Source organism: Flammeovirga sp. MY04 (genome assembly GCF_001682195.2).
GTDB lineage: Bacteria > Bacteroidota > Bacteroidia > Cytophagales > Flammeovirgaceae > Flammeovirga > Flammeovirga yaeyamensis.
The window spans coordinates 497,043-519,812 of the sequence record NZ_CP003561.2; the positions used below are offsets into that span (position 1 = coordinate 497,043).

Consider the following 22,770-nt stretch of genomic DNA (forward strand, 5'->3'; position numbering starts at 1 on the left):
TTTCTTTTATTTTTAGGTTGTTACGTACCTGAAATCTATTGATCATCAAAAAAGAGAAAAGAATTGAAAGATTAGGGAACGTGCAAAATTAATTCTCTAACTAAATTGCAGCATCATTATAAGTGACACTTTTATTGATTTAGATAAATCAAGAATTTTTTAAAAGAAGTCAAAAGGTATATCAAACATTAAACTAAATGTGAGTTATAGTTTTAGGCTTTCTGATAAACAAACATCAATCGAGAAAGTATGAAAGTCTTGAAATTATTAAGTATTACCTTCACCGCCTTGCTTATAGCAAGTTGTGGTAATACTTCTAAAGTTAACGACCAAAGTGTTGTTGTCAATAATTCGGCTAAAGCCATTAAATTTAGACAGTTATTAGAAAATTCACCTTCAATAATAGAAGATAAAGACGGTAATGTTATTTCTTCTGAGAAGTATAGTTTAGAGAAGACTTGGGAGGGAAATATCTGTAAAACGGTGTTGACCAATACAGGTAAAGAAGTGATTAACCCAAAAGATGTAATGCTTTTTTATGTAGATAAACATGGTATTCAACCTGATTCTCCAATATATGGAGAAGGTTTTCAAATGTTGCATCAAAATGGAGGAACATTAGGTCAACCTCAAAATATTGGTTCTCATTCTGATGTGAAACATTATAGAATTAAACAATTAAAAGGACTTCAGACGGCCTACGGTTTATTAAACATTAATGTAGACGGCACGGAGAACTTTATGTTGGGCTTTACCTCTTGTAATAAATTTATTGGAGAACTAGCTTACGATAAAGATCAATTAATTGTTGGGTTCGATACGGAAGGGTTATCGCTTGCTCCGGGAGAAAGCTGGACTTTCGAAGACTTTATTTTTATTGATGGGGAAAACCAAGGTGATCTTTATGATAGAATGTCAGTTGAAATCACCAAAAATCACCCATCATTAAAAAGTAAAAAAATGCCTATCGGATGGTGCTCTTGGTACTGTTATAGAGAAGACATTACTGACGATATCATGACAAAGAACCTTGATATTTTCTCTAAGAAAGTACCCGAATTAAAATACATTCAATTAGACGATGGTTACCAACCGTTTATGGGTGATTGGTTAGATCCAAATCCAAAATATGGTGATGTTAGAAAAACAATCAACGGAATTGCTGATAAAGGATATATGCCTGCGATTTGGGTTGCTCCTTTTATTGCCCAAAAAGAATCGAGAGTATTTAAAGAACATCCTGAGTGGTTTGTAAAAAATGCCAAAGGACAACCATTAGCTTCTAACACGGTTACTTTTGGAGGTTGGAGAGAAGGGCCTTGGTATTGTTTGGACGGCACACACCCTGAAGTTCAAGAGCACTTAAAGTATATTTTTAAGACGATGCGTGAAGAATGGGGAATTAACTATTTCAAATTGGATGCAAACTTTTGGGGAGCCATTCACGGCGGACAGTTTCACGATACATCTGCTACTCGTATCGAAGCTTACAGAAGAGGAATGCAAGCTATTGTAGATGCATGTGATGAAAACACAGTTATTCTTGGTTGTAATGCACCAATTTGGCCTTCATTTGGTTTGGTATCAGCACAACGTACTAGTGGTGATATCAATAGAAGTTGGAAAGCATTTAGTAGCCTTGCACAAGAAAATTTAAGTAGAGCATGGCAAAACGAAATGATTTGGGATGTAGATCCTGATTGTATCGTTCAAGCTGCAGATAGTCCATTCGGTAAAGATCCATCTGTATTATCAGAAGATGAGTGGATGTTCCATCTTACGTCTATCCATGCAACTGGTGGATTGGCTTTAAGTGGTGATAAAGCAGAGTTACTTACAGATAAGAACTTAAAAGACTTAAAGAAGTTGCTTCAGCCAACAGGCAAAGGAGCGAAATTTAAAAATACAAAGTTAGAAATTGGTGTGACCGATTTAGGTGACAAACAATTCTATTACATCTTCAACTGGTCAGATCAACCAAAAGATTTTGATGTAGAACTAGTAAAAAATGGTTCATTATCAGATTACTGGACAGAAGAAAAATTAGAATCGGTTGAGGGAAAATATTCAATCAAACAATTGCCTGCACATTCAGCAAAACTGTTAGTAGTAAATGCCAATGAAAAGGTAATGTAAAAGAATTATTTCAGTTATGTATTAAAGTGAGTAACAAGACTACTTAGTAATTTATTAGAAAAGAAAAGTTGCAAAAACCTGGGGTATTACTCTAGGTTTTTTTTGTTGTTTACAATTGAAAAAAATAAATTGCCCTTTTCTATCACCTTTTCATTTATTTGCTTTTAAATCACAAAACTAGACGCTTAACCTCTATATGTAAGAATTGTTCTAACAAAAGTTATATCACAATCAAACAAACTTAACAATAAGAAATACTTTTATAATGATGAATTTGATTCAACTAATTGACAACGAATAATTACTTATAAAAGAAACCTACTTATAAAAGTATGAAATATTTTATTACATTTTTTCTACTGTTAACCACAGTATTTTTACAGTTATCCTACGCTCAAAATCCACAAGAGCTATGGGCCAATTTTGATCCGGATGCCGGAGATTTTAATGAAGAAATTATATATGAACACACAGATGCCAACGGGATCTATGAGAAGCATACATATATTAGTGCTTACTTTAAAGGAAAAGAAATCCGTGTCTATTGTGAGTTTAAAAAGAAGGCAGACGCTAACAATGCTCCTGCACTTTTAGATGTTCATGGTTGGATGGCTAGACCAAGACCTAATCAGGAATTTGTAGAAGATGGTTGGGCAGTATTAGCACATGATTATTGTGGGAAAACAGAAGAAAATAATTCCTCAGAGCTAAGAGCAAACTATACTAAATATCCAGAAGGATTAGAATATGGAAATATGAATCCGGATTATGGATATGAAAATCGCAAATCGAAATACAAGGACTCTGGCGAACAAATTTCTGACCCTACAGAAACTGACGATTATCTATGGTATGTCTTACAAAGAAGAGCGTTAAGCTATTTATTGGCGCAAGATGGAGTAGATAATACTAGAGTGGGTGCACAAGGATACTCTTATGGAGGAACCATTATGTGGAACCTTGCAATGGACGAGAGAATCGATGCAATGGTGGCTTATTTTGGTGTGGGCTTCTTAGAATATTACAGAACCAAACAAGTGTGGATGTACAACAATCCATATAATGAACCAGCAAAAACTTCTGGGGAAGAAATGTATTTAGAAAGCATTGCTCCTCAGGCACATGCCCTATACATTAAGGCAGCTTCTTTATGGTTAAATGGTTCTAACGATCATCATGGTGGTCACGAAAGAGGAGAAACTATGTTTGATAATTTCCAAGCAGATGTACCTTGGAATTTCGCTATTCAACCAAAGGCATTCCATGCTACGGATAGATTAGGGGATGATGCCAAAATTTGGTTAGAGAAACATGTGTTAGGTATGGATCATTATTTTCCAGCAAGACCTACTTCATCAATTACTTTAGATGCGGAAGGAGTTCCTTTCTATTCAGTATCGCCAGATCAACCGGAAAATGTAACTGCTGTAGAAGTTTGGTATGCACTTAAAAATCCAAACAACAACACAAGAACTTGGATTGAAGCTCCTTCAACTAAAGATGGTAATAATTGGACGGCCTCACTTCCTGTAAGCAATATTGATGATTATGTTTTCGGTTTTTCAAAAATTGATTATGATAACAATACCGTTATTTCAGGTGATTTTGAAGCTGAAATTCCATCAAATTTAGGTGATGCTAAAGCGACATTAGAGCCGGAAGCTCCAGACCCAACCGATTGGGAGAATGCAGGCGGAGCTATCGAAGTGCCAGGTGGAGTTGAAGCTTTCTATCCAGTAGAAAATAAACCTATTTCGAATGATATCTTTAAAGAGCCATTTTATAAAGCACCTCAAGGAGCATCATTTAAAATCAGATATTACGGTACTCAACCGCAAAAACTATTTGTGAGAGTAAACGAAAAATATGTTTTCAACTTCGAAACAGGTGCACATAACACTGATGTTCAGGAGATCAATATTCCAGCATCAGCTTTAAGAAATAGTAATGATGCCAATGATATTATGGGAGAATGGTCTGTAGCTGATTTAATTGAAGTGGGCCCAGAAGATGGACAAGAAATTACTAAAGTGGCTTTTGTGGCTTTAGAGTGGGGAGAGGAAGATGTGATGCCGAATCAAGTAGTGTATCACTTTGATGGAACCGAAGATAGAATACTTGCCCAAAATCATAATGTCACAACAGAAGTGATGGCTAATCCTTCTTCAGATGGGATGCCTGATCAAGAACAGGTTACAAAAGTGACAAGACAAAATATGGAAGAAGCAGCTATTATTTTACCATTGGGAGGTGAAATACAAGTAGGTAGTAATAATGAGGTTAGTCTTTATGTTTATCAAGAAGCGGGAGCAGTGCCAACATCAAACGACTTGACATTGACTTTAAGAAACAACACTACTGGAGTTCATATTTCACAAACCTTACCTATTTCTAATCAAGGACAATGGGCAGAATATGTATTTGATTTTGATGGTGAATTGAATAGTGATGGATCATCAGTTTCCAATAGAATTTATTCTGAAATGACACTATCATTTGGCACTAATTCGGAGAATATTGACGGTGTTGTCTATTATGTATCAAATATTTATGGTCCTGAAGTAAGCTTTGAAGGCACGAATACTCGATTAAAAGAACTAAGAGTAAACAATATTAAGTTGGCCGATTTTGATCCTTCCACACTAAATTATACAGTCGATTTGCCTTATGGATCTTTAGAGGTTCCAACAATAACTGCTGCGGTAGAAGACCCAGAAGCTACTTACGAGATTGTTGAAGCTGAAAACGTTTATAAGGAAACAACCATTAGAGTGACAGCCAAAAATGGTTATACACAAAGAGATTATAGAGTGCGATTTAATGCTCCAGGACGTAAAATTTTTGATGCTAATAATAAACATGCTGTAGATTTTCAATGGCGTTTGGTGAGATCGGATACAGCTACTGTAGAAAACCCAATGCCTGATCATATTGTAGGTGAGGGAGTAAAGGTATTGAAAGTAACTCGTTTACAAAATGCAGATGCAACGGTAGAATTTATCTTTAATAATGGGTCTTGGTTAGCTAGTGAAGATAAGTTATTCAGAATTCAGGTACTGCAGAAATCAGGTCAGGAAGATTATCCGGTCGGCAATAGAATTGGATTCTATGCAGGATGGGAAAAAACAGATGGTTTCGATCGAGGTACATTCCAAGATATCAAAGAACAAGATAAGTGGGTAGAATATACTTTTGATTTGAACGACAATAACGTAGTAACAGGTAATGATTTTAGAAAAGTGTTGGTGTATTTTGGTAATCAAAGTACGCTTCCAGGTACAGAATATTACTTAGCTTTAGTTGAAGGTCCATCCATAAGTTATAATTATGATGCGAACTTAAAATCAATTCATGTCGATGGAGAATTATTAACGACTTTCCATCCGGATGAATTAAGTTATACCATCGAATTACCTCATGGAACAACAGATCAACTTCCAACCATTGAAGGAACGGCAAACAGTATGTTATCTACTGTAGAAGTATCAACAATTGCTGATTATACTGAAGAGCAAACCATTACGGTAACAGCGGAAGATGGAACTCAAAAGGTATATTCAATTAATTATGTAGAAACAGCGTTAAGCACCAATGCGCTATTATCTGATTTAATCGTCGATGGTGCTACAATAGATGGATTCGATGCTAATAAAGAAGATTATGCTATAGAATTACCTTATGGGTCAAATATTTCTGATTTACCAGAAATTATTGCATTAACTCAAGATGAATATGCCACTGTCGACATTCAAAATGCAACAACTCTTCCAGGGGAAGCGACAATAACTGTTACGGCACAAGATACCAATGTAACCAAAGTGTACAAGATCAGCTTTACGGTAAGTAAAAATACGGATGCTACACTTAAATCATTGGGCTACAATAGTATGCAGATTGAAAACTTTAATCCTTCTAATTATACCTATTCAGTGGAATTACCCTATGATTTTGAAGGGCTGCCAACAATTGAAGCCGCACTTTCTGATGAAAATGCCATGATGACGATTACAAATATCACAGAAATCCCAGGAACGGCTACAGTAAAAGTTGTTGCAGAAGATGCAAAAACAACATTGACCTATTCGGTACAATTTAGTTTAGGTGATATACCCATTAGCGATGACGCTTCTTTAAGTTCTCTAAAATATAACGGAACTTCCATAGAGAATTTTACTTCCGATCAATTTTCATATACAGTAGCCTTACCTTTGGAATATGAAGGATTACCCCTATTAGAAGCAGTAGCATCAGACGAAAAAGCAGTTGTAAAAATTACAGATGTAACGAAACTACCAGCAGTAGCATTGGTTGAAATTATGGCAGAAGATGGAGTTACTGAATTAGTATATATGGTGGCCTTCTCTAAAGAAGATGCCCCACTATCTATTGGCAATAACCCTACGAATATTAAAGTGTTCAAATCTACATCAAATACGATAACGGTAACTTCTGATGAATTATTGAATGGAAAAACTTTATTGGCTTTTGACCTAAGTGGTAGGATAATATTAAAGCAATCACTGAAAGATAAGCGTCAAGACTTTAACATCACTAACAATGGGTTAATGATTATTCATATCATAGATAATAAAGAGGCTTTGGTATTTAAATTATTCTAAATATCTACCTTCAAGTGATTATAAAAAGAGTTTTTAATAGTCTAATAAGAAATTAACATAGTTAGAAACATCTTAGTACATTAAAGAGTACCTAATTTAGGTACTCTTTTTTCTTTGCTTAAAAATGACAAATAAAACCAAAATTCTTTACTGATATATCCAAAAACGTATTTGTTTATCTCAAATAAGAACGATACAAGTATTGTAAGATTTAGGCCAAGTTTTCTGTTAGATATAAGCTAAAATTGTAATGTGATTATTTTTTAAGGCTTATAGTCAATTAGAAGTATGAAGAATTATTTTTTAATAAGTTTATGTATGTTGTTCTCCCTTTCCTTATTCGGTCAGAAAAAGGAAAAAGGGATGGATGAACTGTGGGGTGAAAATGGAACGAATACCCAGGTAACAGAAAAAGAGCATCAATGGTATAAAGAAGCAAAGTTTGCGATGTTTATACATTGGGGATTATATTCGGAACTAGCTGGTGAATATGAAGGCAAACATTATTATGGTATTAACGAATGGATTATGCGTAGAGCAAGTATCCAAACCAAAGACTATCGTAAATTAGCTGAAACGTTTAACCCTGAAAAATTTGATGCAGACGAAATCGCTCAACTAGCGGTAGATGCAGGAATGAAATATGTAGTTATTACTGCAAAACACCACGATGGTTTTGCTTTGTTCGACTCAAAAGTGAGTGATTATGACATCACGAATACACCTTATAAGAAAGACCTTGTAAAACAATTGGCAAAAGCGTGTAAGAAAAAAGGCATTCGCTTTGGTTTCTATTATTCTCAAATGCAAGATTGGAACGAGAAAGATGGTTTTGGCAATACTTGGGAGTTTAATCCTGATGAAGCGGATGTACAAAAGTACATGACAGAAAAAGCTTTGCCTCAGGTAAAAGAATTGGTCACCAATTATGGTGATATCGGATGTATTTTCTTCGATACTCCTGGCCCAATTAAGCACGAGCAAGTATTAGAGTTAAAAGCTATTGTCGATAAGTATCAGCCCGACTGTTTGATTAACAGTAGAATTGGTAGAGGTCTAGGAGACTTCGAAACGTTAGGTGATAATGAGATTCCTTCTGAGCCAGTGGATGGTCTTTGGGAAACTTGTGATACACACAACAATACATGGGCGTATAGCAAGTTGGATTTCAACTGGAAAACACCAAAAGAAATCTCTCATCGTTTGATCGATGTAATTACAAAAGGGGGTAACTACTTGTTCAATATTGGTCCAAAAGGAGATGGTTCAGTACCAGAAGTTTCTGCCATGATTCTTAGAGAAACAGGTAAGTGGATTGCAAAATACAAAGAAGCAATCTACGGAACAGATGCCATGTATTTGGGAGGTCAAACTCAATTTGCGGCCACTCAAAAGGACAATAAAATGTATGTTTTTGTAAAAGAATGGCCAAGAGACAATCAGATCTACTTGCCTAAGTTCATTTCAAAAGCAAAGAAAGCATATTTCCTAGACGATCAGTCAGCGGTCAACATCAATATGTTAGATGGATCTACATTATTGAAATTACCATTAAGAATGCCAGATCCAGTAGCCTCTGTGATTGTTGTTGAATTTGAAGACAAACCAAAATTAAATACAGATAAAGTTTTTAATACAGGTTTGGTGACAAAACTTTTACCTCACGAAGCCAACTTAACTGCTTGTTCAACAGACAAAATTAGATGGATGGAGATCTTTGGCGATTGGCATGCCACTCCAGTAATCGAAAAATGGTCAGAAAAAGGAGCGAAAGCAGAATGGGAAGTGAACGTTCCAAAGAAAGGAATGTACATTGTAAGAATCAATTACGCATGTAACGAAGATGCAGACATGCAAGAAGGTCTTTTAAATATCAACGATGATCAGTATTATTTTGTACCTACTTATAGTGGCGATAAAAATGTGATCAAAAATAAGTTTGAAAACAGAACGATAAGAGTATTTAAAGATAGAAAAATCGGTGTGGTGAATTTCGATCAACCAGGTAAGCAGAAAATCTCTATTACCTTAAATTCTGATGACGCTTCAGGATGGATCAATCTTGCATCGATATCATTCGAACCTATTATTTCTGTAGAAGCGAATCAAAGTTTCTAATTAATTATTGAGTATATTTGAATCGTCAGTTTCATTTTGAAGCTGACGATCTCAATTTTTTATCACACATTGTGATCAAACGAACTGAAATGAGAAAGTTATTACCCTTCCTAATCGTTTATTTTGGGGTCCTTACCTCGGTCTTTGCACAGTTGCCAAAAGATTTATGGCAATATGCAAATACAAACACCTATATGTTTTTAGAAAATGATATACAAAACAATACACATTTTCAAATTCAAACCAATCATCATTTCCTTAGATTCAACTACCAAGATTTTAAATTGGAGCAACTTCGTTTGATTGATGATAATGAAGTGAATGGAAAATACTTAGAAAAAGTACAAGTCGAAACATTAGATATATTATCGTTATATGTTGTCAAGAATGGGCAAAAGCATAAAGTGGTACGTTTAGATGAAGATGCCCACTATGCAGGAGAAGTCATTGAAAGTGGTAAATTCTTTCAAAGAAGAAATTTTCCAGATCTTAAATTAGAAGACGATCCAAATCTCAAATTTTCTGTAGAAATGTCTTCATGGACGGATGCCCTTGATTTTCAATTGGTATTCGAAAACGACACTATTTTGTCAGATGATTATCAGTTAATGATAGAATTAGACTTACCTTCTGATCAGGTAACTTTAAGTAAGAAAGGTGAGGTGATACATGCTAAAGCCAAAAATGGAAAAGTATGGGAGATCATCAAAAGAGAGAACGACCACTTGATGTTGACTCCAGAGAATAAAATTCAAGTAACAACATCAATAAAAAATAAAGAAGTAAACCTGCTGATGAGATTTAAATACGAAAATCTGCATCAAGAAGGACTGAACATTATTGCTAAAGACCTTCATCGTCCAAATAAGGAAGTGGTGATTACAGAAGTGGAACAACAGCAAGCAAAAAAGATATCTTTAAACGATTCTTTTGATGGTTTAAAGGGAATGGAAAGAGTCGCTTTAACGTTAGAAAACCTAACAAATTCTACTCAAATTCAGCGTCTTATTTTCGAAAGAATAGATGGAGTAAGAGATATTACGGGTATCAGTTTGATGTTAAGAGATAAAGATGGAAACCCTACAGGTATTCCTATTCAAATCTCAAAAAACTGGCACAATGGGAAAGAGTTTAAATACCGTGGGCCTTGGATGCGTTCGTATACGGTAGTTTGTCTTCCTCCAAACTCAAAAGTAGAATTGGAATTATCAAAAGTTTCGGGGTATTGGGGAACATTACCGGCTGTATCGCACAATCAACTTTCATTGACAGGTTGGGGAAAGAAATTTAGAGGAAACCATCAGTTATGGGATCAAACGGCTATGGGTGCATGGGGTGAAAGCGTGTGTTATGAACCCGATTGTGGACAAGCGAATACTCTAATTACAGATGTGAGACCTTTCATGATCAAAGCAGAGGATGATAGCCCTATCGGTCCAAAAAAATACAATTGGACACCGAATGTGGGTGGTGGAGATTTTATGAGAGTTTATGATGAAAACGGTAAAAAATTAAAGATCAAACGTATAAAATCACATTATAAACGTAATTGTCCAAACCTTACTGAAGTGACTTATACGGGTGTGACAAGTAAAGATGAAGTCGATTATTCATTAACAGCAAGCATTATCAGAAACGACGATTACTTTAGAGGAATTTATACTTTAGAAATTGAAGTAAACGATACGTTTGATTTTGATCGTTTGGCCTTAGCTCAATTTGGTTCAGAAACCTATTCTTATCAGGTAGAAAATAAAATTGCTTGGGGTAATGAAAACGGTTTGATCAAGGAAATGCCTAATGTTCATAAGGAAAAGCAATACACCAATCAGGATATTATTATTGATGGAAAACAGCCATGGTTTAGTATGCACGAAGCAAAAAACATGGAAAGTCAAAAATATGCTGTTACGGGAAATAAAGGTATTGTCTTAAAAGAATGGTCGGCGACCGTGGATGGAAAAGAAATACAACCTCGTTTTTCAACGTATTCTTCTAGTAAAACAAGAGCAAGAGAACCTGTTACGATTGTAGAAGTGAACTTGCCTTCTGATATCAAGCAACTAAAGAAAGGAGACAAGGTACGTTTAGTGATGGAATTATGTGTTTTCCCTCAAGAAGCAAAGAGTTATTATGGTTCCAACAAAGCTTTTGCAAAAGCTTTAAGTTTGGGACAGGATACTTGGAAACTTATGTGGAGAGAAGCCAAGAAAAACGATGTTTCCGTAAATGTTTCTAAGGGAAAAGTGGTCAGAAACTATCCTTTAAAAATAAAAGCTGTAGACAATGAGGTAGTGGCGGATTTATCAAATGGTTTGGCTTATGTTCCGGTGACTATTTCTAATCTGAGAAATTACAAAGACTTTAAAGTGTCATTTACAGTAGATGATAAAGCCGTGGAATTTAATCAAGAGAACCATGGTAAGGATTATTATCAAGTAGACTTTGATCCAATAACACAAACTTGGGAAGTGACCTTCTCCATACCAATGGATGCGGAGGTTTTAGATCAAAAATAACCTATCACTTAAAGAAAGAAATGCACTAATTGCCTAAACGATTAGTGCATTTTTTTATTAAAATCGACCTTTTTGAGCTAAAAACGAAGATGTTGAAAATGAGCAAAGATTTGAAAGATGTAATAAGTACGTTTATCGATTGTTTGTTGATATTGTGACTGATTTGAATGTTTTATCAACACACAACAACGAATAATTATTACTTATTTTATGATGAATAAAACTACACTTTACTTCTACTTGCTTCTTATTATTTGTCCGTTTTTAGGAGAAGCAAATAATATAAAAATAGAAAACGTTGCACTTACTAATAAGAATACTAATTCAAAAACCGTAGAGGTGAATTTCGATTTATCTTGGGATAACTCATGGAGAGTGAGTAGTGCTCAAAGTAATTGGGATGCCGTTTGGGTTTTTGTGAAGTACAGAAATTTAAATACCGATTACTGGCAACATGCTACTTTATCTTTAAGTGGACACAATGCTACTGGAGCAACTATTGATAATGAAGACGATACTGGAAACGGATATTCTAAAGGTGCATTTGTATACAGTGCATCCAATATATCCCAGCAAACAGTAAATTACAATGTTTCTTTAAGCTGGGCTTATGGTGAGGATCACCAAGGTGATGACGATACTTTCGAAATCAATGTGTATGGTATTGAAATGGTGTATGTGCCTCAGGGGCGTTTTGCTTTAGGGACAGGTGGTAACGAAGCTTCCTCTTTTTATACTTTCATCAATAACACTTCAAATAGAGCAAATCCGTATTATGTTTCATCAGAGGAAGCAATAGATGTTGGTGAAACGGCAGGGAATCTTTGTTATGTGACCAATGTGAATTCAGGTGAATTTAGAGATGGAGTTATTGCTGAAGATTTTCCTAAAGGATATCAATCATTTTATTGTATGAAATATGAAATCACTCAAGGACAATTTGTGGATTTCTTGAATACTTTAACCTCATTACAAACGGGACAAAATGATTTTGTCAAGAATAAATATGGAACCAATAGAAATTCTATTCAATATGTAACGGATCAATACGTGGCAGATGCTCCCTATCTTCCATATGTTCATGGTAGTCACTTAGCAATCTTTAATTATTTAGACTGGGCTTGTTTGAGACCAATGTCAGAGTTTGAATTCGAAAAAGCATGTAGAGGAACAAAAACACCGGTACATAGAGAATTTGCGTGGGGAGAAAGCACTTACAACCCAGATGACTTTACTGTAGCTAACCTTGGAGCGTTTAATGAAGAGATTACTGCAAATTACAGTACTACGTTAGGCAATGCTGCGTTTAGTGAAACATTAGGGAATGTGGGTGGACCAATAAGAGTTGGTATCACTGCAACGAGTACATCTGATAGAATTCAATCGGGAGCTTCCTACTATGGCATTATGGATTTATCTGGAAGTGCTTTTGAAGCAGTGGTCATCGTTTCTTCAGAAGAAGGAAGAAAATTTGATGGTTCTCATGGTAATGGATTGTTAAGTAATATCGGTAACTATACCATCGATGGATGGCCACAATTAATTGAAGCTAATGAAGGTGCAGGTATTCGCGGAGGAAGTTATGTAAATACCAATGATCAGGCATATGTGTCGACAAGAGGCTTAGCTGCTATATGTTACCCAACTAATTCGGGTAGAGATTTTGTTGGAGGAAGAGGAGTTCGTACTGCACCAAAAAATTAATCATAGGCACTTATGAAAAAAGACAAACAGATAAGTGCATTGTTATGGGTAATGCTATTCGTTAGTTCATTATCAGTAAATGTTTGTGCCCAAGATATTTTTATGGGCGGAAATGGTGGCGGAGATAATTCTAACAGTTTAATGCAAACGGTAAATTCTACTTCTCATAATTTATTTATGGGAGGGGAAGGAAATGGGTATGCCTCACAAACGATATTAGAAACTCAGAACTCAACGAGTTACAATATATTTAAAGGTGGTGTATCTAACGGATATGCTTTGGGTAATGATTTAGATGTTTTTGGTTCAGTATCTCATAATATATTTACAGGAGGGGAAGCGAAAGGATATGCTAAAAACACCGTAATGGTCGACGAAGATTACGATCTTCCTATAGAAATAGGTGTATTCGAAGTAACGAACGTTCAGGGAAAGGCTTTTATTCGTTGGACTACGCTTACTGAAATAAACAACGAATACTTTATCATCGAAAAATCGGTGGATAGAAGAAATTGGGAAACAGTATCTCAAATAAAGGGAGCAGGAAATTCAAACAATAGATTAGAATATTCTACAACCGATCCATCGACATCAAGAGGAACTTCTTACTATAGATTAAAACAAGTCGATTTCGATGGTCAGTTTACCTATTCCGATATCAGAATATTTAATTTGGAAAATGCTCCTAACATTGAGTTGTATGCTTATCCAAATCCAGTAATTAACGAATTGACCATTCTTTTAGATAAAGATTATCATCAGTTAATTCAGATGTATTCTATAAATGGGGACGCTATACCTTTACAAATTGTAAATCAAACAGATCAAGATATACGTTTAAATGTAGCTCATTTAAACAAAGGATTCTATGTAATCAGAGTAGGACACTTAGGAGTTTTAAAAATCGTGAAGTAATGTCAAGTAATTCAATTATTAAACCCAAGACAAGTTGTTTTGGGTTTTTTATATAAAATGCCCCAACACGTTGCACACGATTTATCCAGAACATTACCTTATCATACTTTACCTAAATCGGGAAGACCTTTAGATGCCTTCGATTTAATAAATATTGTCCTCAGGTGTATGACTATAAAGTGAATGAGGATTGGCATCATTTAACTAGGTACAAGACCACCCTCAATTTATATCAACCAATAGACACACTATGCAAGGAATGTTAGATTTGAAAATGTGCCAATGGGTGGCATCAAACAATAGTTTGGTAGGAATTTCTGAAGTAATACAGCATGATTCCTATGAAATAGTCATCGCCAATAATGGATATCAAATAAAAAGAGTAAATGTTAATAGAGGAGTTGTGAAGATTGTTAATTTAGATCATGATCTATCAAAATTAGTAATACAGTCTGATGAAAATAAGCAAATCCATTGGGAAGTAAAATATGAGCTTCAGTTGTAATTATTCACTTTTTTTAGTGTATAACTTAAGAGCTTTAAGCACTTAGGATGTTATACTAAAGAATTTGATAGAAAACTGCATAAATTAGTTTGTGCTGTTTTTTTGTTTTGTAGTCAAAGAATTTGAAACGACGATAATTTGCTATTTTGTTAATAACAATGGAAAGAAATAGACTATTAACAGCACGAATAGTGTTTAAATGGACGTAAATACTAATTTTGCTAACAAATGAAATAAATAGACAAGTAATTAAGTGTAATTGTTACCTAATTTTGAACTAAGCAAAAATCAATTATCAACTAATACTAAGTATGGTGAAAGGGAATAAACTACTTTTTAAATTACTTCTTTTTATTCTATTCATAGTCTGTTCAAACGAAACTATCGCTCAGGAAAAAAGAACTATTCGTGGTATAGTATACGATACAAAAGGGATTACTGTTCCTGGTGCATCAGTAGTAATACTCGAAGAAAATAGAGGTTCGATTTCTGATATCGACGGTAAGTTTACATTAGAAGATGTAAAAACCGGAGACGTTATTAAAATCACTTTTATTGGTTACGAAAGTTACCAAATGAGGATTAAGGATGGAATGAAAGAAGAGGTGAAAATTTACCTCAAGGAAAAAATCCAAACACTGGATGAAATTGTTGTCATCGGTTTTGGTGAGCAACGTAAAGAAGACCTTACAGGTTCTGTAGGTCGAGTATCTGGTAAAGAAGTCGAAAGATCGGTAAATGCCTCTTTCGAAAACGAATTACAAGGTCGTATGGCGGGTGTGCGTGTGGTGACCAACAGTGGTCAGCCCGGAGCATCTTCTTCGATTAGTATTCGTGGTGTTAACTCAATTGGTGGTAACAACCAACCTTTGTATGTAATCGATGGTGTACCAATGATGACAGACGACAATATGGGTTTTGCACAGGAAGGAGGAGCTGGACAATCTGCTCTTGCAGACATTAACCCAGCAGACATTGCATCAATTGAAGTATTAAAAGATGCTTCTTCTACGGCGATCTATGGTGCCATGGGTTCTAATGGTGTTATCTTAATTACAACAAAGAAAGGTGATCTTGGAAAAGTAAAAACACAAGTGAGTACCAAATATGGTGTACAAAGTTTGAATAGGGATTTATTTATTCCTGTTTTAGATTCCAAAACCTTTCTTGATATGCGTAAGGAGATTGGTCGAGGAAGAGAAGATTACAATCCAGACTCTTTAACTTCTACTAATTGGCAAGAAATCTTATATAAAAATGGATCTATCTTCGATCTGAATGCTTCCGTTTCTGGCGGTAATCAGAAGTTTAATTTTATGGCATCTACTAACTACTACACTTCTGATGGTATCATCCAAAACTCAGGCTTCGACCGTATGTCGTTTAGAACAAACTTTTCTGCAGAATTAAGTAAAAAAGTGAGAATTTGGGCGAATGTATATGTATCACAATCATCATCTGGACAAGTAAACACAGGTACCGGATTTGATGCAGCAAAAGGTCAAGGTAGTGTAGTAATGCAAGCTATCCGAGCACAACCAACCATGAACCCGGACGGTACTTCTATTATAGATAATTCTAATAATTTAGAGTTAAGAAACTCACCAACCCAATTGGCTGAAGAAAATATTATGCGTAATGCAAATGATATGATGACAAGTAGTTTAACGATGCAATATAAAATCAATAACAACTTCACATATCAAGTAAGAGGCGGTTTTAACTCAGGTACAAGAGAAAATAATTTTTATAGATCAAGTATTCTAAATACTGTTGATGATACCAAAGGTTGGGCAAGAAGAAGATTTTCAGCCTATAACAACTGGAATGTAGATACAGATATGACCCATTATAAAAAATGGGGAAAATTTGATGCAAGAACAATGGTGATGGCTTCAGCTAGATTTAGTGGAAATGAGTGGATGCAAATGGAAGCATCGAACTTTCCATCGGATGAAATGCTTTGGCATAATATGGGCGCCGGATTATTACAATTACCAAGCTCAAGTGGTTATGAACAAAGAACAATGTTGAGTTTAACTGCTAGATCTATTATGAGTTATGATAATCGTTATTTCTTAACTGCATCAGTTAGGCATGATGGTGCTTCACAGTTCTCTGAAGGAAACAAATGGGCGACTTTCCCGGCTGCAGCTTTATCATGGAAATTGAATAACGAGCAATTCCTTAAAGATGTAAAAGAACTTAACTTATTAAAGTTTAGATTGAGTTATGGTGCCAATGGTAACCCTGCCAACAGAGTAGGACGATCACTTTCTATTTTCTCCAATCAAAATGCTGTATTAGGTCATGATAAAAGTAGATACAGTGTATTTAGAGAAGCATTCTTTAGAAATGATCAGCTGAAGTGGGAGCTGACAAAAGAGCTAAACTTAGGTTTTGATGCAAGTGCATTTAATAACAGAATAGAGGTGACAGCAGATTATTATGTAAAAAATACAAATGATCTTTTGTTAGAAACCAACGTTCCTGCTTACACAGGTTTTAATACTGGTTTGGTGAATATTGGTTCCCTTCAAAACAAAGGTTTCGAAGTAGCATTGACAACCACCAATATTGAAAAAAATGATTTCACATGGATTACAAGAGGTGTATTTACAAGAGCAAAAACTTGGATTACATCTTTGAGAACTGATACATTAAATGCGGGGTATATGAATCCTTGGAACGGTGGTGATGCTACACAGCAACTAATTGCAGGAAGAGAATTAGGTACATTCTGGGGATACAAAGCAGATAGAATTTATCAATACGAAGACTTTAGAGAATTCAGAGGATTATCTACAGAAGAAGCCGCTGTGAAATTCAGAAATGATTTAAAGAATGCTGGATACCAATATGCAAGATTAGGATACACTCCATGGAAAGAAAATGAGGTGGGACAAGCCCTTTATCCAGGTCAACAAAAATATGTAGATCAAAATGGAGATGGGAAAATCGATGCCAACGATAAAATGGTCATAGGCACCGCCCAACCAGATTTTGTTTGGTCACTAGAAAATAGGTTTGAATATAAAAACTTATCTCTTAGCATCTTCTTTATGGGTGAACACGGGAGAAGTATGGCAAACTTAACCATGTGGCGACTTGGGTTTATGAACGGAATTGGAAACGTTACTCAAGAAATCTACGATAGAAGATGGACACCAGAAAATCCGAATAATCATACGCATGTAGCCTTGTTGGATAATAGTGCAACCAATCTTCCTTTTAGTGACATAGTTATTGAAGATGCCTCATTTATTCGATTAAAAAGAATTGATTTGATGTACCGCTTCAACTTGAAATCGATTACCGGTAACGTATCATTTGCTGTAACAGATCTGTATACATGGACTAATTACAGTGGATACAATCCGGATGTTTCATTAACAGGTCACAATGCTTTAAAGATGGGACACGATTATGGTGTATATCCGTTGCCGACTTCATATACTATTGGTTTGAACCTTACTTTTAATTAAGAAATGAATTATCAAAAATATTTTTATATAGCTTTAATCACTCTATTGAGTTGCTTATCGGGTTGTTCAGTCTTTTTAAAAGAAGACCCAAAAGGGTACCTCACAGAGCAAGATTTTCCTCATACCTACGAAGGGGCTGTAAGCTTAGCGTTAGCTCCGTATGAGAATTGGGTGAATGGTGGGTTTATCTATGGAAGATTCTTTTTACTATGGGATTCAGGGACAGATGATATGAGTCCGATCGGTAGAGCGAATGATCCAGTTATTAGACCGTTTGTATTACACAACTTAACTTCTGATGAGCAATTTTCTTACACTGCGGTTTGGACCCCGCTTTGGAAAGGAGTTGCCGATTGTAACAGAGCAATTGATATTATCTCTCGCATGGAAGTAGGTGATATTACCCCTGAACAAAAGACAGAAGTAATTGGTGAAATCAGAGTACAACGTGCTTTATACTACTATCATTTGGTAAGAATGTGGGGCGATTTACCTTTTGTTGATCGACCTCTTAACCAAATGAATGAGTTAGAGAATGATAAGATAGAAAGAGTAAGTGCGATAAAAATTTACGAAGATCTTATTATACCTGATTTAGAATATGGTTACGAATATTGTCCAGATTTTTATCCTTCTTCTTTTGCAGGCAGAATGACAAAAACATCTGCGGCGGTCTTATTATCTGATGTATGTTTGACTATGGCAGGTTGGAGATATACTTCTCAAGGAAATTTATTAAAAGGAGATAATGCCTATTTAAAATTAGCAGAGGAATGGGCATTAAAAGCTTTAAATAATAAAGGCGGATTTGATCTTTACACTGTAGATGATACCAACCAAGGTGATGCTGCTTGGTTACCCTGGAGAAACCCTTTCTCTAAAGAATCAGTGGTTGAATTCGGTAACATGTCAGGTTTTGGAACTGGACAACAAGGTGAAGGTTTAACAGTGGTTACAGATGCAATGTTCTTAGGTGGAACTGATTTTTGGGGAACAAATGTTCCACAATACGAAGGAGCAGCACGTGGTCTATACATTCCAACTCCTGATTTATGGAGAGCATTTGAGGAAGGTGATCAACGCAAAACTCATACTATGTTGATAAAAACGTTGAAAGCTAATGGTGATTCTGCTTACAGCATTCCGTTGTATCATAAACTATTGGATCCTAAAATTTATAAAGGAGAAAGTGGTTTTCAACATAGTGATGGTGATAACAACATAGTGCTTTATAGAATTGCCGATGCTATTTTAAATTATGCAGAAGCTTCTAACGAAATCAATGGACCAACGGCTGAAGCAATTTTTCAGATCAATAGATTAAGAACTCGTGCAGGCCTTACAGCCTTAGTGGCAAGCGACTTGGATCAAGATTCTTTCCGCGATGCTATTTGGCAAGAAAGAAGAGTTGAACTAAATGGAGAAGGGAAAAGAAAATTCGATCTTATTAGAACGAATCGCTTAAAGCAATTGGCTGATGGAAGAGATTTATATTATCATTCATCTGACAATCCAGAGTGGAAAGGAAGCGGCGAAAGAGAAAATATTCTCATCAACTTTGTGTGTTTGCCTTATCCTCAGCACGAATATTTATGGCCTATTCCAAGACCAGAAATGACCTTGCACCCTAATTGGAAACAAAATTACGGTTACTAATATGAGACAAAAAATGAAAAATATTATCAGTGTAAATATTCTATTGGTGCTCTTTTTCTTTGGATGTACTCAAACCGAAGAAGAAACTATAAAACAAGAACCAAACGGGATTAGTATAAGTCCTTGGGAAGTTCCTGTATCTTTAAAATCCCAAGATACGCTACAATTTATGGCCTATCATAAACCCGATTTTGAGGAAGCAACAGACATGATTTGGACAGTGGAATCTCCAAATGATGCTATTACAGTCGACGAATCAACCGGTCTTGTACATACTCAAAACGATGGTTGGGCAATGCTTGTCGCTAGATCAGCAAAAAGTCCTATTTCAGATACTTCCTATGTAGTCGTAAGCAATAAACTAGCTTCTGTAGACTTTATTGAACCTGTAGAAGTGGAAGTTGAGGGAGTTATTGGACAAACAAAACAAGTGTATGCTTTTACCACTCCGTACAATGTCTCTGATATGGGATTAATTTGGTATGAAGCCGATGAACCAGAAAAAATCACTGTCACTCGAGATGGTAAAGTAACTCCAAAAGTTCCAGGCTTAACTTATGTTTTGGCTCATACTATAAGAACTGAGGATAGAGAAAGAATCTCAACAGCCATACGATTTGATGTTCAGCCAACCATAGCGGTAGAAGAGATTGTTTTTACAGAAGAACAATTTGAGAAAACTGTTACAGAAGTATTCGATCTTGATTTTTCTGTACTTCCAGAAAACGCCAACGATACCATCTTTACCTACCATGTAGCAGACACGACACTTATAGGTATACATCCTGAAACAGGACAATTGGTGGGTAAAAAATTAGGGTCGACTTATGTTTTTGTATCCAACGGTCAAATGCACTCCGATCCTATCAAAGTAATTGTAGAAGAACCAATTTTGGCAGAAGGAGTGACATTAACCAACCCTCATGGACCAATTCAATTCATTGGTCAGACAGTTAAGTTAGTTCCTGAATTTAGACCAGAAGATACTTTTGATAAAACAGGAGCTTGGACGTCTTCAGATCAATCCATTCTTACGGTTGATCAAGAAGGTAATGTAACATCAGTAAGCGATGGCGTAGCAAATGTTCATTTCGTATCAAATGATGGAGGTTTTGAATCAGATATTGATGTTGAAGTGAAGACTAGATTAGATTATATCATAGATGGAAATATCAATCCTGAAATTATCACAGAAATGCAGAATTTCAGAACATCTACATCCATTGCCATTACTTCAGATCGAAATGGTAACGATAAGGAAATGTTGAAAGTAGTGAAGAATGGAGCACACGAATCGAAGCAGATCCTATTCTTAAATGGTAATATTCATAAAGACTACCAATTAGAATATTCTGTTTGGGTAAAATTAGAGACACCAGAAATCGAATTGGAGAAATATGATATTGCACTAAGAATCACAAACAATGCGGAGAACATCAGATATGATAAAGTGATTCCTGTAGACAATTCAGTCTATGACAAATGGGTGCAATACACATTCAATTTCGACGATGTTCTTTTTGACCCTCAAGACTTCGGACGATTAGAGTTGATCTTCCAATATGGAGATCAAAGAGATGAAGGAATTGGCAAAGTGTATTACGTCGATGAATTCAAAGGACCTGGTTTAAATCAAGACTAAAAATTCCATTGGGTATGTAGGGACGTTAGACTATAACGTCCTTACAAACTCTTTGATAAAACCTCTTGCAAATTTATCGCACAAGATTTTTTAGGTATAAAACCATTGATCAATCATTTTTTTAAAATCAAATTTTATCTAAATGAAAAGAACGCTTACACTCTTTATTTTAATTCTACTATCCATTTTTGGTTTTGAGGTTCAAGCTCAAATTCAGGTTTTTGGTACTGATGGATTAATGGATCAACCCACTACATGGGGTGCTTCTTCTGATGTCTTAAAATCATTCAAAGGCAAAGAAAAAGTGGTGCATTTAAAGCGAAATCAAATAGCCTATGGAGGCGTATTGTTTGATACTTACTTAACATTTGATTTCTCTAAATCGAATACTGTAAGCTTTGAAGCCTATTACCCGACGCCATCAAAAAAATTAGACGAGTATACATTAATGTTCGGTGTAAGAGTGAAAGGTGATCAGGGGGAACATCAAGTGTTACATAAGTTTGCAGTAAAATCATTTGACGAATGGGAGAAATATACCTTCACCATAGATCCTGATGAAGGTATCGATTATCAGTCGGTAGTACTAATTATGCAGCCTGGGAGTAAGAATGGGGAAGGTGATGGTTTAGAAATGTATTTAACGAATGTGGAAATACCTGGTATATTATCGGATGATATCAAAGTGAATATCACCACAAATGCGGAAGGGAATCAGATTTTACTTCAGAAGTATACGTCACCTAACATTGTGTCTAAGCTAAAAAAGCCTGTTTTTAAGGTGATTAAAAATGGATATAAAGTTTTGGAGATTGCCTCTGTTGAAGCCGATGAAAGTCAAGTAAAAATTCATCTAAAATCGACTGTAGGTCCTAATGATGATATCAAATTGTCTTTTGAAAAAGGAGGCATTTTTGATGAAAAAGGTCATGCACTCAAGTACTTCAAATATCAAGAAGTCAAAAATGTAGTACCAGTAACTTATGACGTTTACACTGATTTCGGTTTAGGCGATAAATATTTGAAAGGTCGTTATAGCGGTTATCGTGCTCAGCTTCTTACAGTGAATGATCCAAAATATCAGAATGGTAAAGTACTTCAAGTGAAAAGTACAGAACAAAAAAGCAGTGCTGTGCTTTTTCAACTTACCCAACCAATTGATATCACTAAAGAGAAAAAATTTAAACTTAAAGTATATGTTCCTTCACCTAAAGATGGTGTAGATAAAGTAAAACTAGACCTTTGTTTCCGTCAAGATCAAAAGGCAGATAATCAGTTGGTCAAACAAGAAGTGATAAGCAGGTTCGACAAATGGGTAGAACTTGTTTATGATTTCAATGGGGAACAGCCCGAGCAAAAAATATACAATTCAATCTGTATTTCTTTTAACCCCGACCCCATGTCGGAGTACAATAAACAACTCTCTTTTTACTTAAAGGAGCTACAAGGTCCTATAAAAACAATTAACTAA

General features: G+C 35.4%; 11 protein-coding genes. All 11 read left to right on the forward strand.

Features of this window, described 5'->3' with window-relative positions; translation table 11 throughout:
• Positions 1-249 precede the first annotated feature (249 nt).
• The 11 genes from MY04_RS21975 (at position 250) to MY04_RS22025 (ending at position 22,770) form a co-directional block, all read left to right on the forward strand.
• The gene (locus tag MY04_RS21975) at positions 250-2,136 is read left to right on the forward strand and encodes a glycoside hydrolase family 36 protein (protein WP_066214402.1); all 1,887 of its coding nucleotides are present in this window, start codon (positions 250-252) and stop codon (positions 2,134-2,136) included.
• Positions 2,137-2,468: 332 nt separating this feature from the next.
• Positions 2,469-6,755: a prolyl oligopeptidase family serine peptidase gene (locus MY04_RS21980; RefSeq protein WP_066214403.1), complete on the forward strand. Its 4,287-nt coding sequence runs from the start codon at positions 2,469-2,471 to the stop codon at positions 6,753-6,755.
• Positions 6,756-7,043: 288 nt separating this feature from the next.
• Entirely contained in the window at positions 7,044-8,873 is a 1,830-nt protein-coding gene (locus MY04_RS21985) for an alpha-L-fucosidase (RefSeq protein WP_066214404.1), read from the forward strand.
• Between the two features lie 89 nt (positions 8,874-8,962).
• Complete coding sequence (locus MY04_RS21990) at positions 8,963-11,392, forward strand: hypothetical protein (RefSeq protein WP_158297844.1); 2,430 nt, start codon at positions 8,963-8,965, stop codon at positions 11,390-11,392.
• 210 nt (positions 11,393-11,602) lie between these two features.
• A complete protein-coding gene (locus tag MY04_RS21995) occupies positions 11,603-13,096 on the forward strand; it encodes an SUMF1/EgtB/PvdO family nonheme iron enzyme (protein WP_084006063.1) in 1,494 nt (497 codons plus the stop codon).
• 12 nt (positions 13,097-13,108) lie between these two features.
• Complete coding sequence (locus MY04_RS22000; RefSeq protein WP_066214408.1) at positions 13,109-14,011, forward strand: T9SS type A sorting domain-containing protein; 903 nt, start codon at positions 13,109-13,111, stop codon at positions 14,009-14,011.
• A 250-nt stretch (positions 14,012-14,261) separates the two neighbouring features.
• Entirely contained in the window at positions 14,262-14,516 is a 255-nt protein-coding gene (locus MY04_RS22005; protein ID WP_066214410.1) for a hypothetical protein, read from the forward strand.
• Between the two features lie 311 nt (positions 14,517-14,827).
• Positions 14,828-18,001 (forward strand): SusC/RagA family TonB-linked outer membrane protein, encoded by a 3,174-nt coding sequence (locus MY04_RS22010; protein WP_066214412.1) that lies wholly within the window; start codon positions 14,828-14,830, stop codon positions 17,999-18,001.
• 3 nt (positions 18,002-18,004) lie between these two features.
• The gene (locus MY04_RS22015) at positions 18,005-19,657 is read left to right on the forward strand and encodes a RagB/SusD family nutrient uptake outer membrane protein (RefSeq protein WP_066214416.1); all 1,653 of its coding nucleotides are present in this window, start codon (positions 18,005-18,007) and stop codon (positions 19,655-19,657) included.
• 13 nt (positions 19,658-19,670) lie between these two features.
• Positions 19,671-21,299 (forward strand): Ig-like domain-containing protein, encoded by a 1,629-nt coding sequence (locus MY04_RS22020; protein ID WP_158297845.1) that lies wholly within the window; start codon positions 19,671-19,673, stop codon positions 21,297-21,299.
• Positions 21,300-21,441: 142 nt separating this feature from the next.
• Positions 21,442-22,770, forward strand: a complete 1,329-nt coding sequence (locus MY04_RS22025; protein ID WP_066214420.1) for a hypothetical protein — start codon at positions 21,442-21,444, stop codon at positions 22,768-22,770.